The sequence below is a fragment of the Agromyces sp. NDB4Y10 genome (assembly GCF_001620055.1).
Classification (GTDB): Bacteria; Actinomycetota; Actinomycetes; order Actinomycetales; family Microbacteriaceae; genus Agromyces; species Agromyces indicus.
Genome location: NZ_LQGY01000035.1, coordinates 47,530 through 61,798, shown reverse-complemented (window position 1 = coordinate 61,798; position 14,269 = coordinate 47,530). Strand labels below are relative to the sequence as shown.

Annotated in this window: 14 protein-coding genes; 11 read left to right on the top strand and 3 right to left on the bottom strand. The window is 71.2% G+C overall.

Annotated features, from left to right (window positions below; genetic code table 11):
• The first annotated feature begins 257 nt into the window (after nucleotides 1–257).
• The 9 genes from AVP42_RS09560 to AVP42_RS09520 all read left to right on the top strand — a co-directional run bounded on the left by AVP42_RS09560 (nucleotide 258) and on the right by AVP42_RS09520 (nucleotide 10,667).
• On the top strand, nucleotides 258–1,106 hold the full coding sequence (locus AVP42_RS09560; protein ID WP_067948429.1) for a nitrilase-related carbon-nitrogen hydrolase: 849 nt from the start codon (nucleotides 258–260) through the stop codon (nucleotides 1,104–1,106).
• A 113-nt stretch (nucleotides 1,107–1,219) separates the two neighbouring features.
• On the top strand, nucleotides 1,220–2,656 hold the full coding sequence (gene hydA, locus AVP42_RS09555; protein WP_067948427.1) for a dihydropyrimidinase: 1,437 nt from the start codon (nucleotides 1,220–1,222) through the stop codon (nucleotides 2,654–2,656).
• A gap of 9 nt (nucleotides 2,657–2,665) precedes the next feature.
• Entirely contained in the window at nucleotides 2,666–3,682 is a 1,017-nt protein-coding gene (locus AVP42_RS09550; RefSeq protein ID WP_067948425.1) for a TIGR03842 family LLM class F420-dependent oxidoreductase, read from the top strand.
• Nucleotides 3,679–4,656 (top strand): ABC transporter permease, encoded by a 978-nt coding sequence (locus AVP42_RS09545; RefSeq protein ID WP_082847137.1) that lies wholly within the window; start codon nucleotides 3,679–3,681, stop codon nucleotides 4,654–4,656. The genes AVP42_RS09550 and AVP42_RS09545 overlap by 4 nt, the downstream gene beginning before the upstream one ends.
• The gene (locus tag AVP42_RS09540; RefSeq protein ID WP_067948423.1) at nucleotides 4,653–5,501 is read left to right on the top strand and encodes an ABC transporter ATP-binding protein; all 849 of its coding nucleotides are present in this window, start codon (nucleotides 4,653–4,655) and stop codon (nucleotides 5,499–5,501) included. The genes AVP42_RS09545 and AVP42_RS09540 overlap by 4 nt, the downstream gene beginning before the upstream one ends.
• Entirely contained in the window at nucleotides 5,501–6,313 is an 813-nt protein-coding gene (locus AVP42_RS09535) for an ABC transporter permease (RefSeq protein ID WP_067948421.1), read from the top strand. Before AVP42_RS09540 ends, AVP42_RS09535 begins: the two co-directional genes overlap by 1 nt.
• Nucleotides 6,314–6,455: 142 nt before the next feature.
• The gene (locus AVP42_RS09530) at nucleotides 6,456–7,616 is read left to right on the top strand and encodes an ABC transporter substrate-binding protein (protein ID WP_067948419.1); all 1,161 of its coding nucleotides are present in this window, start codon (nucleotides 6,456–6,458) and stop codon (nucleotides 7,614–7,616) included.
• A gap of 128 nt (nucleotides 7,617–7,744) precedes the next feature.
• Nucleotides 7,745–9,064, top strand: coding sequence for an aspartate aminotransferase family protein (locus AVP42_RS09525; protein WP_067948417.1), 1,320 nt, complete (start codon nucleotides 7,745–7,747; stop codon nucleotides 9,062–9,064).
• A 67-nt stretch (nucleotides 9,065–9,131) separates the two neighbouring features.
• On the top strand, nucleotides 9,132–10,667 hold the full coding sequence (locus AVP42_RS09520; RefSeq protein WP_067948415.1) for a CoA-acylating methylmalonate-semialdehyde dehydrogenase: 1,536 nt from the start codon (nucleotides 9,132–9,134) through the stop codon (nucleotides 10,665–10,667).
• 24 nt (nucleotides 10,668–10,691) lie between these two features.
• Here AVP42_RS09520 and AVP42_RS09515 read toward each other — a convergent pair whose 3' ends face one another.
• The gene (locus AVP42_RS09515) at nucleotides 10,692–11,159 is read right to left on the bottom strand and encodes a CinA family protein (RefSeq protein WP_067948413.1); all 468 of its coding nucleotides are present in this window, start codon (nucleotides 11,157–11,159) and stop codon (nucleotides 10,692–10,694) included.
• A gap of 67 nt (nucleotides 11,160–11,226) precedes the next feature.
• The gene (locus AVP42_RS09510) at nucleotides 11,227–12,015 is read right to left on the bottom strand and encodes an enoyl-CoA hydratase/isomerase family protein (RefSeq protein WP_067948410.1); all 789 of its coding nucleotides are present in this window, start codon (nucleotides 12,013–12,015) and stop codon (nucleotides 11,227–11,229) included.
• Between the two features lie 49 nt (nucleotides 12,016–12,064).
• Here AVP42_RS09510 and AVP42_RS09505 point away from each other — a divergent pair, with 49 nt between their 5' ends.
• The gene (locus AVP42_RS09505) at nucleotides 12,065–12,931 is read left to right on the top strand and encodes a restriction endonuclease (RefSeq protein ID WP_067948408.1); all 867 of its coding nucleotides are present in this window, start codon (nucleotides 12,065–12,067) and stop codon (nucleotides 12,929–12,931) included.
• Between the two features lie 4 nt (nucleotides 12,932–12,935).
• On the opposite strand, the gene AVP42_RS09500 is transcribed toward AVP42_RS09505, so the two are convergent.
• Nucleotides 12,936–13,901: a LysR family transcriptional regulator gene (locus tag AVP42_RS09500; protein WP_067948406.1), complete on the bottom strand. Its 966-nt coding sequence runs from the start codon at nucleotides 13,899–13,901 to the stop codon at nucleotides 12,936–12,938.
• A gap of 136 nt (nucleotides 13,902–14,037) precedes the next feature.
• Here AVP42_RS09500 and AVP42_RS16985 point away from each other — a divergent pair, with 136 nt between their 5' ends.
• Entirely contained in the window at nucleotides 14,038–14,160 is a 123-nt protein-coding gene (locus AVP42_RS16985; RefSeq protein ID WP_255361433.1) for a hypothetical protein, read from the top strand.
• The last annotated feature ends 109 nt before the right edge of the window (nucleotides 14,161–14,269 follow it).

The following is a 14,269-nucleotide window of genomic DNA, read 5'->3' as shown; positions in this document are numbered from 1 at the left end:
GAGCAGATCCCACCATTGCCTCCTCACGCAGCAGGGGACAGGATGTTTAACCACCGCGTCACAGACTGAAACACAAGGGAAATGTTCACGCCGAAGAATAACAGAACGGGTCGCAAGCCCCGTTCGGCACCCGTCGCCGGCCCGCAGCCGACGACGGTCCTCGGCACCATTGCTCGGCGTCGCGGCACGCAAGGCAGGCACTAGTCCCACGGCCTGTCCAGCGGGCGGCAACGGCGCCGACCGACTCAGGAGGCAACATGACGATCGTTCGAGCGGCCATCACCCAGACGACCTGGACGGGCGACAAGGAGTCGATGCTCGACAAGCACGAGCAGTTCGCCCGGCAGGCCAAGGAGCAGGGCGCCCAGGTGATCTGCTTCCAGGAGCTGTTCTACGGTCCGTACTTCGGCATCACGGAAGACGTGAAGTACTACGACTACGCCGAGCCGGCCGACGGGCCGATCGTGCAGCGCTTCGCGAAGCTCGCCAAGGAGCTCGGCATGGTCATGATCCTCCCCATCTACGAGGAGGAGCAGCCCGGCGTGTACTACAACACCGCGGTGGTCGTCGACGCCGACGGCGAGATCCTCGGCAAGTACCGCAAGCACCACATCCCGAACCTCGAGAAGTTCTGGGAGAAGTTCTACTTCCGCCCCGGCAACCTCGGCTACCCGGTGTTCAACACCGCCGTCGGCCCCGTGGGCGTCTACATCTGCTACGACCGGCACTTCCCCGAGGGATGGCGCGAGCTGGGCCTGAACGGCGCGCAGATCGTCTTCAACCCCAACGCCACCAAGCCCGCGCTCTCCAACCGCCTCTGGGAGATCGAGCAGCCCGCCGCCGCGGCCGCCAACGGCTACTTCGTCGCCGCACCCAACCGCGTCGGCAAGGAGGACAACGAGTACGGCGACCTCGCGGTGACGTTCTACGGCAAGAGCCAGTTCGTCGACCCGCGCGGCAACCTCGTCGGCGACTACGGCTCCGAGGAGCACGAGGAGGTCGTCATCCGCGACCTCGACCTCGACCTCATCCGCGAGGTGCGCAACACGTGGCAGTTCTACCGCGACCGCCGCCCCGACTCCTACGAGGCCATCCCGAAGCCGTAACCCGACCGAGTCGGTGATCGAGTAGCGAGCGAAGCGAGCGTACCGAGATCGCGTCACCGGGTCTCGATACGGCCGCAGGCGGCCTACTCGACCACCGGGAACAAGGAGAAGCAATGACGACCACCCTCATCTCCGGCGGCACCGTGGTGAGCGCGACCGGGCGCGTCGAGGCCGACGTGCTCGTCGACGGCGAGCGCATCGTCGCCGTGCTGCAGCCCGGCAGCGAGCTCATGGGCACGGATGTCGCGGCATCCGTCGACCGGGTCATCGACGCCACCGGCAAGTACGTGATCCCCGGCGGCATCGACGCGCACACGCACATGCAACTGCCGTTCGGCGGCACCGAGGCATCCGACACCTTCGAATCGGGCACGCGGGCCGCCGCGCACGGCGGCACCACCTCGATCATCGACTTCGCGGTGCAGACCTACGGCCAGCGCATCGAGGACGGCCTCGCCGCCTGGCACGAGAAGGCCGGCGGCAACTGCGCGATCGACTACGGGTTCCACCAGATCGTCGGCGACGTGAACGAGGCGTCGCTCGCGGCCATGCGGAAGCTGCCGGACGAGGGCATCACGAGCTTCAAGATGTTCATGGCCTACCCCGGCGTCTTCTACTCGGATGACGCGCAGATCCTCCGGGCGATGCAGGTGTCGCGCGACACGGGGCTGCTGACGATGATGCACGCCGAGAACGGGCCCGCGATCGACGTGCTCGCCCAGCAGCTCATCGACCAGGGCAAGACCGACCCGTACTACCACGGCATCGCCCGAGCGTGGGAGATGGAGGAGGAGGCGACCCACCGCGCGATCATGCTCGCGAAGCTGACGGGCGCACCGCTCTACGTGGTGCACGTGTCGGCGAAGCAGGCGGTCGAGCAGCTGGCCTGGGCGCGCGACCGCGGCCAGAACGTCTACGGCGAGACCTGCCCGCAGTACCTCTACCTGTCGCTGGAGGACCAGCTCGGCGCGAAGAGCGACGAGTGGGGCGCGTTCGAGGGCGCGAAGTGGGTGTGCTCGACGCCGCTCCGCAGCCGCGCCGAGGGCCACCAGGACTCGATGTGGCAGGCGCTGCGCACGAACGACCTGCAGATGGTCTCGACCGACCACTGCCCGTTCTGCATGAAGGACCAGAAGGAGCTCGGCCTGGGCGACTTCCGCAAGATCCCCAACGGCATCGGCTCGATCGAGCACCGCATGGACCTCATGTACCAGGGCGTCGTCACGGGCGAGATCACGCTCGAGCGCTGGGTGGAGCTCACGAGCACGACCCCGGCGCGCATGTTCGGGCTGTACGGCACGAAGGGCGTCATCCAGCCCGGCGCCGACGCCGACATCGTCGTGTACGACCCGAACGGCCACACGTCGATCGGCTTCGAGAAGACCCACCACATGAACATGGACTACTCCGCATGGGAGGGCTACGAGATCGACGGCAAGGTCGACACGGTCATGAGCCGCGGCAAGGTCGTCGTCGAGGACGACACGTACGTCGGCGCCAAGGGCGACGGGCGCTTCCTCAAGCGCGGCCTCAGCCAGTACCTCATCTAAGGAGCACGGATGGAATTCGGAGCGGTCCTGCAGACCAACCCCCCGGCATCGCGCACGATCCAGCTCGCGAAGCTCGCCGAGGTGCACGGCTTCAGCCACGTGTGGACGTTCGACTCGCACATCCTCTGGCAGGAGCCCTACGTCATCTACAGCCAGATCCTCGCGCAGACCCAGCGCATCAAGGTCGGCCCGTTCGTGACGAACCCGGCGACGCGCGACTGGACGGTCACGGCATCCGTCTTCGCGACCCTCAACGAGATGTTCGGCAACCGCACGGTCTGCGGCATCGGCCGGGGCGACTCGGCGGTGCGCGTGACCAACGGCAAGCCGACGACGATGACGGAGCTGCGGGAGTCGATCCACGTGATCCGCGAGCTCGGCAACTCCCGGCCGGTCGAGTACCACGGCTCCACCATCCGGTTCCCGTGGAGCAGGGGCTCCGAGCTCGAGGTGTGGGTGGCCGCCTACGGGCCGATGGCGCTGCGGGTCGCGGGCGAGGTCGGCGACGGGTTCATCCTGCAGCTGGCCGACCTCGACATCGCGGCGTGGATGATCAAGACCGTCCGGGATGCCGCGGAGAAGGTCGGGCGGGACCCGATGTCGGTGAAGATCTGCGTCGCCGCGCCGATGTACATCGGCGACGACTGGGGGCACATGCGCGACCAGTGCCGGTGGTTCGGCGGGATGGTGGGCAACCACGTCGCCGACATCGTCGCGAAGTACGGGGCGCACGGCACGGTGCCCGACGCGCTCACCGACTACATCCGCGGGCGGGAGGGGTACGACTACAACACGCACGGCAAGGCCGAGAACGACCACGTCGACTTCGTGCCCGACGAGATCGTCGAGCGGTTCTGCGTGCTCGGGTCGGCCGACCAGCACATCCAGAAGCTGAAGGCCCTCGCCGAACTGGGCGTCGACCAGTTCGCCGGGTACCTCCAGCACGACAACAAGGAGGAGACGCTGCGGGTCTACGGCGAGACCGTGATCCCGGCGCTCTCCGAGCACGTCGCGGCGAAGTCATGACCGACCTGCGCGAGCGCGAGACGGCGGACGCCGTCCCGGGAGGCGTGCCCGGCGGCATCCGCTCGGCCGGGCGCGCCGGGCGCGTCGGACGCTCGCGTCGCGCCGGCCGGACCGCCGCCGCGTGGGCCTGGGGCCTCGTCGGCATCCTCGCCCTCGCCCTGCTCTGGGAGGGCTACAAGTTCCTCGCCCCGGCGGACGGCGTCGTGATCGCGGGCACCAGGGTGCTGCCGCGCTCGACCGACCTCGCCATGCCCCACGTCTGGGACATGATCGCCCGCCTCGCCGAGCCCGTGACGCGCTCGCCGTCGGCGCAGCCGCTGTGGCTCGTCGTGCTGCTCGCGGCGCTCACCACGCTCGGCATCGCCGCCGCCGGGTGGCTCGTGGGCGTTGTGGTCGGCATCGGGCTCGCGCTCGTCATGCAGCGGTGGCGGATCGCCGAGTGGGGCCTGCTGCCCTGGATCGTGCTCAGCCAGACCGTGCCGCTCATCGCGTTCGCGCCGGTCGTGAAGAGCTGGGGGTCGCGCGTCGAGATCGGCGCGTTCGAGTGGCAGGACTGGATGTCGGTCGCGCTCATCGCCAGCTACCTCGCGTTCTTCCCGATCGCGGTCGGCGCGCTGAAGGGCCTGCAGTCGCCCGACCGCATCCACACCGAGCTCATGCAGACCTACGCCGCCGGCTACTGGCAGACCCTCGTCAAGCTCCGGTTCCCCGCGGCCGTGCCGTACCTGCTCCCGGCACTCCGGCTCGGCGCGGCGAACGCCGTCATCGGCGCGGTCGTCGCCGAGGTGTCGACGGGCCTGCAGGGCGGCATCGGCCGCATCCTCATCCAGTTCGCCGGGCAGGCCTCCGGCGACCCCGCCAAGGCGTGGGGCCCGATCTTCGGCGCGATCGTGCTCGGCCTCGTCGCCGCGGGCTCGGTCGCCCTGCTCGGCGCCATCCTGAAGAACTACCGACGATCCGAGGAGTCCGCATGACGGAGGCCACCCCCACCACGCCCGACTCGACGGCCGCCGTCGAAGTGCGCGGCGTCGACAAGGTGTTCGAGACCCGCACCGGCCAGGTGCACGCCCTCGACGCCATCGACCTCGTCATCGCGCCGGGCGAGTTCATCTCGCTCATCGGGCCGAGCGGATGCGGCAAGTCCACCCTCATGCGCCTCATCGCCGACCTCGACGAGCCCACCGGCGGCACGCTCACCGTCTTCGGCAAGACCGCCCGCCAGGCCCGGCTCGACCAGGACTACGGCATCGCGTTCCAGCAGGCGGGCCTGCTGCCGTGGCGCACCGTCGCGGCCAACGTCGCCCTGCCGCTCGAGTTGCACGGCGTCGGCTCCGCGGAACGACGCAGCCGCGTCGAGCACCTGCTCGACATGGTCGGCCTGTCGGACTTCGCCGACCGGTACCCCGACCAGCTCTCCGGCGGCATGCAGCAGCGCGTCGCGATCGCCCGCGCGCTCGCCGAGCAGCCGCGCCTCCTGCTCATGGACGAGCCGTTCGGCGCGCTCGACGAGATGACCCGCGAGAAGATGCAGACCGAGCTCGTGCGCATCTCCGCCGAGACGGGCGCCGCCGTCGTGTTCGTCACCCACTCGATCCCCGAGGCCGTGTTCCTCTCCGACCGGGTCGTCGTCATGTCGCCGCGGCCCGGTCGCATCCAGCAGGTCGTGCCCATGCGGCTCGGCGCGGAGGCCGAGCGGGCCGCGCGCACCGAGGAGCTCCGCGAGGAGCGCGCGTTCTTCGACATGGTCACCGCGGTGCGCGAGGCGCTGCACGGCGGCTCGCCCGTGTCATCCGGCCCGCGTGGGGTGGAGACCCGCTGATGAGCGCGACGACCGCCGGGCGACCGACCCGCATGAGCCCCCGCACCGAGGCGACGCTGCGCGTCGTCGCGCCCATCGCGGTCGGGCTCATCGTGCTCGGCGCCTGGCAGTTCCTCGTCAGCGTCGTCGGCGTCTCCGACTACCTGCTGCCGAGCCCGGCGTCGATCATCGAGCAGTTCGTCGCGTTCTTCCCGTCGATCCTCGCCGCGACCCTCATCACCGGGACCAACGCCCTGCTCGGACTCATCGTCGGCTCCCTGCTCGGCATCCTCCTCGCCTCGCTCGCCGCGCGCTGGAAGGTCGTCGACCGGATGAGCGCCCCGATCGTCGCGGCGCTCGCCGTGGTGCCGATCGTGGCCCTCGCGCCCGTGCTGAACTCGATGTTCGGCGCGGACAGCCAGTTCGGCCGGCAGGCCATCGCCGCGCTCGCCTCGTTCGTGCCGGTGTTCATCAACACCCTGCGCGGATTCCGGCAGACCCAGCCCGTGCACCGCGACCTCATGAAGGCGTACGCCGCGAACTCGCAGCAGGTGATGCGCGTGCTGACGCTGCCGACCGCGGTGCCGTTCGTGCTCACCGGCATCCGCATCGCCTCGTCGCTCGCCGTCATCTCGGCCCTCGTCGCCGAGTACTTCGGCGGCCCGCGCGGCGGCCTGGGATCGCTGATCTCGACCTCGGCGGCATCCAGCGCCTATGCGCGCGCGTGGGCGTACGTGCTCGCCTCGATCGTGCTCGGCCTCGTCTTCTACCTCGCGACGCTGGCCCTCGAACGGCTCGTGCTGCGCCGCGGCCCAGGCGGAGGTGCGCGATGACGCGCCCGGCGCCGGCCCCGCGGCATCCGCTCGCCCGCACCGCCCACCACGCGGTCAGGCGCAGGCGTCCCTGCCCTGCAGGGGATGGCACCACCATCACCACCAGCACCATCGCACGCACCGGGAACCAGGAAGGACCGACATGAAGCACAGCACACGCCGCGGACTCGCGGCCGGAGCGTTCGCCGTCTCGGCGGCACTGCTCCTCTCCGCCTGCGCGGGCGGCGACTCGGGCGACGGCGGCGGCAACGGCGCCACGGGCGGGGGCGAGGGCGACCTCACGCCCGTCAAGCTCCAGCTCCAGTGGCTGCCGCAGGGCCAGTTCGCCGGCTACTTCGCGGCCGTCGAGAACGGCTACTTCGAGGAGGAGGGCCTCGAGGTCGAGATCATCCCGTCCGGTGGCGACATCGTGCCGCAGGACGCGCTCGCCAACGGCGACGTCGACTACGCGATCGCGTGGGTGCCGAAGGTGCTCGGCTCGATCGAGCAGGGCGCCAACCTCACCAACATCGCGCAGATCTTCCAGCGCTCGGGCACCCTGCAGGTGTCGTGGGCCGACTCCGACATCTCGTCGGTGGCGGACTTCGAGGGCAAGAAGATCGGCTCGTGGGGCTTCGGCAACGAGTGGGAGATCTTCGCGGCCATGGCCGCGGAGGGCCTCGACTCGTCGACCGTCGAGATCATCACGCAGGACTTCAACATGAACGCGTTCCTGCAGGGCGACATCGACGCGGCCCAGGCCATGACCTACAACGAGTACGCGCAGCTGCTCGAGACGGTGGACCCCGACACGGGTGAGCTGTACACGCCCGAGGACTTCAACGTCATCAGCTACGAGGACACCGTGGGCGCCATGCTGCAGGACGCGATCTGGGCCGACACCGAGCGCCTCGAGAGCGACGAGGAGTACCAGGAGACCACGGTCGCCTTCCTCAAGGCGGTCATCAAGGGCTGGGCCTTCGCGCGCGACAATCCCGAGGAGGCGTCGGAGATCACGATCGCGGCCGGCTCCGGCTGGGGCCCGAGCCACGAGCTGTGGATGGTCAACGAGACCAACAAGCTCATCTGGCCCGCCGAGAACGGCATCGGCGTGATCGACGAGGAGGCCTGGAACCGCACGGTCGAGGGCGCCCTGTCGGCGGTCAACGAGTCCGGTGCGAGCCCGATCACGGAGGAGCCGCCCGCCTCGGCGTGGACCAACGAGTACATCGAACGGGCCATCGAGGAGCTCGGCGACGAGGTCGACACGACCGGCGAGTCCTTCGAACCCATCGAGGTCACCCTCAACGAGGGCGGCAACTAGCACCACCCGGTGGTCGAGTGGGCGCGCAGCGCCGTATCGAGACCCGTGCAGCGATCTCGGTACGCGTCCGGCTCCGCCGGGCGCTACTCGACCACCGGAACCCGAACCGCACGAAAGGCAGCGACGCCATGACCGACAACCTCACCGAAGGGCTCGACCAGCTCGCACGCGAACTCGACGCCGAGCACGTGTTCCACTCGTGGTCGGCGCAGGGCAGCCCGCCTCAGCTGGTCATCGCGAGCGGACGCGGCACGACCGTGTGGGACCACGCGGGCAAGGAGTACCTCGACTTCTCGAGCCAGCTCGTGAACGTCAACATCGGCCACCAGCATCCGGCGGTGGTGCAGGCCATCACCGAGCAGGCGGGCCTGCTCGCCACGGTCGCCCCGTCGGCCGTGAACCTCGCGCGCGGCGAGGCGGCCAAGCGCATCGTCGCCCGCGCCCCCGAACGGCACTCCAAGGTCTTCTTCACCAACGGCGGCGCCGACGCCAACGAGAACGCGATCCGGATGGCGCGCCTGCACACCGGTCGCGACACGGTCCTGTCGACGTACCGCTCGTACCACGGCAACACGGGCGCGGCGATCGTCGCGACCGGCGACTGGCGCCGCGTGCCCAACCGCTTCGCGCGCGGCCACGTGCACTTCTTCGGGCCGTACCTGTACCGCTCCGAGTTCTGGGCGACGACGCCCGAGGAGGAGTCGGAGCGCGCGCTGCACCACCTGCGGCGCGTCGTCGAGGCCGAGGGCCCGGCGTCGATCGCGGCGATCCTCGTCGAGACCGTCCCGGGCACGGCTGGCGTGCTCATCCCGCCGCCCGGCTACCTCGCAGGCGTCCGGGAGCTCTGCGACCGGCACGGCATCGTGCTCATCGTCGACGAGGTGATGGCGGGCTTCGGCCGTACCGGACGCTGGTTCGCGTTCGACGGCTACGACGTGACGCCCGACCTCATCACCTTCGCCAAGGGCGTGAACTCAGGCTACGTGCCCGTGGGCGGCGTCATCATCTCCGACGAGATCGCCGCCGACTTCGACGAGCGCGTCTTCCCGGGCGGGCTCACCTACTCGGGCCACCCGCTCGCGATGGCCTCGATCGTCGGCTCGATCGATGCCATGGAATCCGAGGGCATCGTCGACCATGCGCGCGAGGTCGGCGCGGAGGCGATCGCGCCCGCCCTATCGGAGCTCGCCGAGAAGCACCGCGTCATCGGCGAGGTGCGCGGGGAGGGCGTGTTCTGGGCGATGGAGCTCGTCGCCGACCCCGAGACGCGCGAACCGCTGCCGGCCGCCGAGATGGGCCGCATCAAGGGCGCGCTCGTCGAACGCGGCCTGCTGCCGTTCATCGCCGACAACCGCATCCACGTGGTGCCGCCCTGCGTGGTCACCGCCGACGAGGTCGCCCAGGCGGCGGCCATCTACGACGAGGTGCTCGGCACCGTCTCCCCGTGAGGCGGATGCCGCGGCATCCGTCGCCGTCTTCACCGACCCGAACCACTCGACCGGAAGGAAGAGCATCATGACCGACACCCGAACCGCCCCCACCGCCGAGGGCACCGCGACCGCCGAGGTCGTCGAGCACTGGATCGACGGGGCGCCCGTCCCCGGCGAATCCGACCGCACCGGACCCGTCTACAACCCGGCGCGCGGCGTCGAGCAGCGGCGGGTGCGCTTCGCGACGACGGCCGACGTGGATGCCGCGGTGCAGGCCGCGGCGCGCGCGTTCCCGATGTGGCGCGACACATCGATCGCCAAGCGCCAGCAGGTGATGTTCGCGTTCCGCGAGCTGCTGAACGCCCGCAGCGACGAGCTCGCGGCGATCCTCACCAGCGAACACGGCAAGGTGCTGGGCGACGCGGCGGGCGAGATCTCCCGCGGGCTCGAGGTCGTCGAGCTCGCCTGCGCCATGCCCGCGTACACGAAGGGCGAGTACTCCGAGAACGTCTCGACGGGCATCGACGTCTACACGCTGCGCCAGCCGCTCGGCGTGGTCGGCGTGATCAGCCCGTTCAACTTCCCGGCGATGGTGCCCATGTGGTTCTTCCCGCTGGCGATCGCGGCGGGCAACACCGTCGTGCTGAAGCCCAGCGAGAAGGACCCGTCGGCGTCGATCTGGCTCGCGCGCCTCATGCAGGAGGCCGGACTGCCCGACGGCGTCCTCAACGTGGTGCACGGCGACAAGGTCGCGGTCGACGCGCTGCTCGAGCACCCTGCGGTGCGCTCGATCTCGTTCGTCGGCTCGACGCCGATCGCGCAGTACATCTACGCGACCGCCACGGCGAACGGCAAGCGCGTGCAGGCCCTCGGCGGCGCGAAGAACCACATGCTCGTGCTGCCCGACGCCGACCTCGACCTCGCCGCCGACGCCGCCGTCAACGCGGGCTTCGGCTCGGCGGGCGAACGCTGCATGGCCATCTCGGCGGTCGTCGCGGTCGACTCGATCGCCGACGAGCTCGTCGCGAAGATCAGCGAGCGGATGTCGCGACTGCGCACCGGCGACGGCACGCGAGGCTGCGACATGGGGCCCCTCATCACGCGCGAGCACCGCGACAAGGTCGCCGGCTACCTCGACGTGGCGGCATCCGACGGCGCCTCGGTCGTCGTCGACGGACGCGACCCGGACGTCGACGGCGAACCCGACGGGTTCTGGATGGGACCGACGCTCATCGACCGGGTGCCCACGTCGTCGGCGGTCTACCGCGACGAGATCTTCGGGCCGGTGCTGTCGGTCGTGCGGGTCGACGGCTACGAGGAGGGGCTCGACCTCATCAACTCGTCGCGGTACGGCAACGGCACGGCGATCTTCACCAACGACGGGGGTGCCGCACGGCGCTTCCAGCGCGAGGTGACGGTCGGCATGGTCGGCATCAACGTGCCGATCCCGGTGCCCGTCGCGTACCACTCGTTCGGCGGCTGGAAGGACTCGCTGTTCGGCGACGCGAAGGCGTACGGCCCGCGCGGCTTCGACTTCTTCACGCAGGAGAAGGCGATCACGAGCCGGTGGCTCGACCCGAGCCACGGCGGCCTGAACCTGGGCTTCCCGCAGCACGACTGAGGCTCGGCGGCGCGGCGCCCTCGCTCAGGCGAGGGTGTCGCGCACGAGGCGGAGCGCGGCGAGCACGGTCTGCTCGACGACGGCCGACGGGTCGCCGTCGAAGCGCCACGCGGCATCCGTCACGGTCTCGCCGACGCAGATCGCGGCGAACACGGTGCCCGGGTCCAGGTCCTCCTCGGGTTCGGGCCCGCCGACGCCCGTGACCGCCACGGCCACGTCGGCGCCGAGGAGCCGTGCGGCGCCCGCGGCGAGCTCGCGCGCGCACTGCGGCGTGAGCACCGACTCGGCGGTGACGCCGAGCACCTCGCGCTTGACGCGCTCGTCGTAGGCGACCACGCCGCCCGCGAACCACGCCGACGCCTGCTCGCCGCGCCCGAAGGCGCTCGCGATGGCCCCGGACGTGAGCGATTCGGCCGCGGCGACCGAGATGGACCGGTCGCGTGCGAGCCGGCCGATCTCATCGGTCAGGGACTGGAGGTCGTCGTCTGCCATGGGCCCATTCTGCCGAGCGGCACCGCGATCGGCATCGGGTTGACGGGGTCGCGCCGCACGTGGGCGTTCAGCGCGACGAGGCCGACCGGGCGAACTCCGCGACGGCGCGACGGGCGTACGGCGTCTCGATCGATGCGCCGATGGTCCTCGCCTCGTCGTCGAGCGCCTCCTGGAAGGGCCGGCCGAGGCCCGAGTGCATGAGGCGCTTCGTCTGGCCGAACGCGCTCGTGGGTCCGGCGAGCCAGGCGGATGCCACGGCGCGGGCCCGCGCGTCCAGCGCGTCGGGTGCGACGACCTCCGCGACGAGCCCCCAGTCGAGCGCTTCGGCGGCGGTCAGCGTGCGCGACGTGAGCGTGAGCTCGAGCGCGCGCCGCACGCCGACGGCCTCGGGGAGGAGGGTGCTCACGCCGCAGTCGGGCGTGAGCCCGATGTCGGCGTACCGGCTCGCGAAGGTCGCCCGGTCGGAGGCGATCACGACGTCGGCGACGAGCATGAAGCCGAGTCCGCCGCCGGCGACCGGGCCCTGCACCGCCGCCACGATCGGCTTGGTGCTCTCGCGCAGGATGCGGTGGCCGTCGTGGATGCGGTCGGCGAGCCGCCGCACGACCTCGCCCGCGGGCTCGTCGCCGTCGCTCGCGAGCGCGGACATCGCGAGCACGTCGCCGCCGGCGCAGAACGCGCGCCCGTTCGCGTCGAACAGCACGGCGCCGATGTCGTCGCGGTCGGCGATCTCGTGCGCGAGGTCCTGCCACCGGGCGATCGCCGCCGGGTCGACCGCGTTGAGCCGGGCGGGGCGATTGAGCGTCACGTGCGCGAGGCCGTCGCGCACGTCGAACAGGATCACGTCGTCGGGCATCCTCGGATGCTACGCGACCGGTGTCGTATGCCGCTCGTAGTATGCGTGCGTGCTGACCGAGCCCCTCCACCACGCCGCGGTCGAACTCGGGCGGCGGCTCGGCGCGCGCGTCCCGCTCGGCCTCCCGGCCGCCGCGGCGAGCGAGACGGTCGCGAGGGCAGCGGCCGTCGCGGCGCCGCGCATCGTCGCCGAGGCCGGGCCACCGCGACCGGTGACATGGTGGTGGTGGGTCGGGTACGCCGGAGCATGGGCGGTCGCGTGCGGCGCCGCGTCCTCGCTCGTCGACCGGCCCGGGTTCCCCTGGCCGCTCGCGGCCGGGCCGGCGGCGTTCGCGGTGCTGCTCGTGGTCGCCGCGGTGCTCGTCGCCGTGGTGCAGCGCTGGCTGCGCGAGTCGCACGACGACCGTGCGGCATCGCTCGCGCGCGCCGTCGCCGAGCTGGCCGCCCGCGTGGGCCTGCTCGAGGCGCAGCGTCCGGGCCGAGCCGAGCCGGCGTTCCCGCTCGCGGTGGCGTGGCCGCGGCCGGCGCCGCAGCCCTACGGGGTGTCGCACCGAGGCGCCGAGCAGCTCGTCGCCGACTGGATGCGCCACCTCGGGGCGTTCGACGCCGAGGTGACCCGGTTCACGGCCGACGGCGGCGTCGACGTGGTCAGCGCGCACTGGATCGCACAGGTCAAGAACCTCGCCGAGCGCACGGCGGTGCCGGTGGCGCAGGTGCGTGAGCTCGCCGGCGTCGCCGCCCACGACGGCCGCCGCGCCCTGTTCTTCACCTCGGGCACGTACACGGCGGGCGGGGTGGCCTTCGCCGATCGGGCGGGCCTGAGCCTGTTCGAGTACCACGCCGAGGGCGGGGCGCTCCGAGCCGCGAACGCGCACGCGCGGGTCGTCGTGAGCGAGGGGCTGCGCCTGTCGGTGTGAGCGCCTAGGTGGCCGCGGACGCCTCGCCCGCAGGCTCCGCGGGGGTGCCGCGGGACGGGTGGCCGTACGCCTGCTCGAGCCGTGCCGCTCGGTCGACGATGACCTCGAGCACGGTCCGCACGGCGAGGCGCTCCGCGACATCCGGCCGCACCAGGGCGAAGATCTGGCGAACGGATGCCACGCCACGGAGCGGCTTCAGCACGATGCCCTCAGGCAGCGCCCCCGAGGTGTAGCGGGGGACGAGCGCGATGCCGTGGCCGGCCTGGATGAACGCCTCGACGATGCGCATGTCGCTGAACCGCTGGCTGATCTCGATGCGGCCGGTGGTCGCCTGCTCGATCGCGTGGAGGATCCGCTCGAACGGGTACCCGCTCGGCACCCCGAGCCAGGTCTCGCCGACCACGTCGGCGGGCGTCACGAGCGCGCGGTTGGCGAGCCGGTGCCCGGCGGGGAGGCCGACGTCGAGCGGCTCGGTGAGCAGCGGCAGGGCGCGCAGGCCGCGGCCGCCCCACGGCAGCTCGCCCGGCATGGTGTGGGCGAGCACGATGTCGTACTCGTTGGCGAGGTCGGGGAACTCGGCCAGTTCGGGGTCGAGGTCGGTGGCGCGCACCACGAGCCCGGTCACGGCGCGGAGGTCGGTGAGCACCTGGGGGAGGAGGGTGGCGCCGACCGTCGGGAACGTGAGGAGCGTCACCTCGCCGCTCGGGTGGTTGCGGAACTCGTCCCACAACGCCGACGCGCGCTCGAGGGCGATCGCGACCTCCGTCGCGGAGCGGGCGAGCGCCTGGCCGGCGCTGGTGAGCACGACGCCGCGACCGACCCGCTCGGTCAGCGGCATGCCCGCCTCGCGTTCGAGCACCTTGAGCTGCTGGGAGACCGCCGACGGGGTGCGGCCGGTGGCCTCGGCGACGGCGGTCACGCTGCCGCGCTCGGCGAGCTCGCGGAGGAGGTCGAGACGGCGTACATCCATGTAGCAATGCTACATCGTCCGTGTAGTTTCGTAAGATTGTGCTGAACGGTTTACTCCGTCACAATTGAGGGGTCGGACACGTGCAAGGGCGCACCCAGTCGCCCGACATTCCAACGATCTCTCGAAAGGAACCGCCGTGTTCAGCCTCACCGTCCTCCTCATCAGCGCCTCGATCGCCGGCGTCGTCGGCTCGGTCCTCGTGACCGCTCGCGACGGATACCGTCGTCAGCCGCGCGAGACGTTCGCGCGCACCGTCTGAGTCGCGCGACCGCGGAGCCCCCGGGCTCCGATGCAGGGCCGCCGCGCGGGGGAGGGACACCCCGCGGGGCGGCCCTTCGTTCGTCTGCGGCCGCCCTCGACATCCGCGT

Excerpts from the sequence above, each read along its gene's own strand:
- AVP42_RS09560 (WP_067948429.1), top strand. The coding sequence starts at position 258 with ATGACGATCGTTCGAGCGGCCATCACCCAGACGACCTGGACGGGCGAC.
- hydA (WP_067948427.1), top strand. The coding sequence starts at position 1,220 with ATGACGACCACCCTCATCTCCGGCGGCACCGTGGTGAGCGCGACCGGG.
- AVP42_RS09550 (WP_067948425.1), top strand. The coding sequence starts at position 2,666 with ATGGAATTCGGAGCGGTCCTGCAGACCAACCCCCCGGCATCGCGCACG.
- AVP42_RS09545 (WP_082847137.1), top strand. The coding sequence starts at position 3,679 with ATGACCGACCTGCGCGAGCGCGAGACGGCGGACGCCGTCCCGGGAGGC.
- AVP42_RS09540 (WP_067948423.1), top strand. The coding sequence starts at position 4,653 with ATGACGGAGGCCACCCCCACCACGCCCGACTCGACGGCCGCCGTCGAA.
- AVP42_RS09535 (WP_067948421.1), top strand. The coding sequence starts at position 5,501 with ATGAGCGCGACGACCGCCGGGCGACCGACCCGCATGAGCCCCCGCACC.
- AVP42_RS09530 (WP_067948419.1), top strand. The coding sequence starts at position 6,456 with ATGAAGCACAGCACACGCCGCGGACTCGCGGCCGGAGCGTTCGCCGTC.
- AVP42_RS09525 (WP_067948417.1), top strand. The coding sequence starts at position 7,745 with ATGACCGACAACCTCACCGAAGGGCTCGACCAGCTCGCACGCGAACTC.
- AVP42_RS09520 (WP_067948415.1), top strand. The coding sequence starts at position 9,132 with ATGACCGACACCCGAACCGCCCCCACCGCCGAGGGCACCGCGACCGCC.
- AVP42_RS09515 (WP_067948413.1), bottom strand. The coding sequence starts at position 11,159 with ATGGCAGACGACGACCTCCAGTCCCTGACCGATGAGATCGGCCGGCTC.
- AVP42_RS09510 (WP_067948410.1), bottom strand. The coding sequence starts at position 12,015 with ATGCCCGACGACGTGATCCTGTTCGACGTGCGCGACGGCCTCGCGCAC.
- AVP42_RS09500 (WP_067948406.1), bottom strand. The coding sequence starts at position 13,901 with ATGGATGTACGCCGTCTCGACCTCCTCCGCGAGCTCGCCGAGCGCGGC.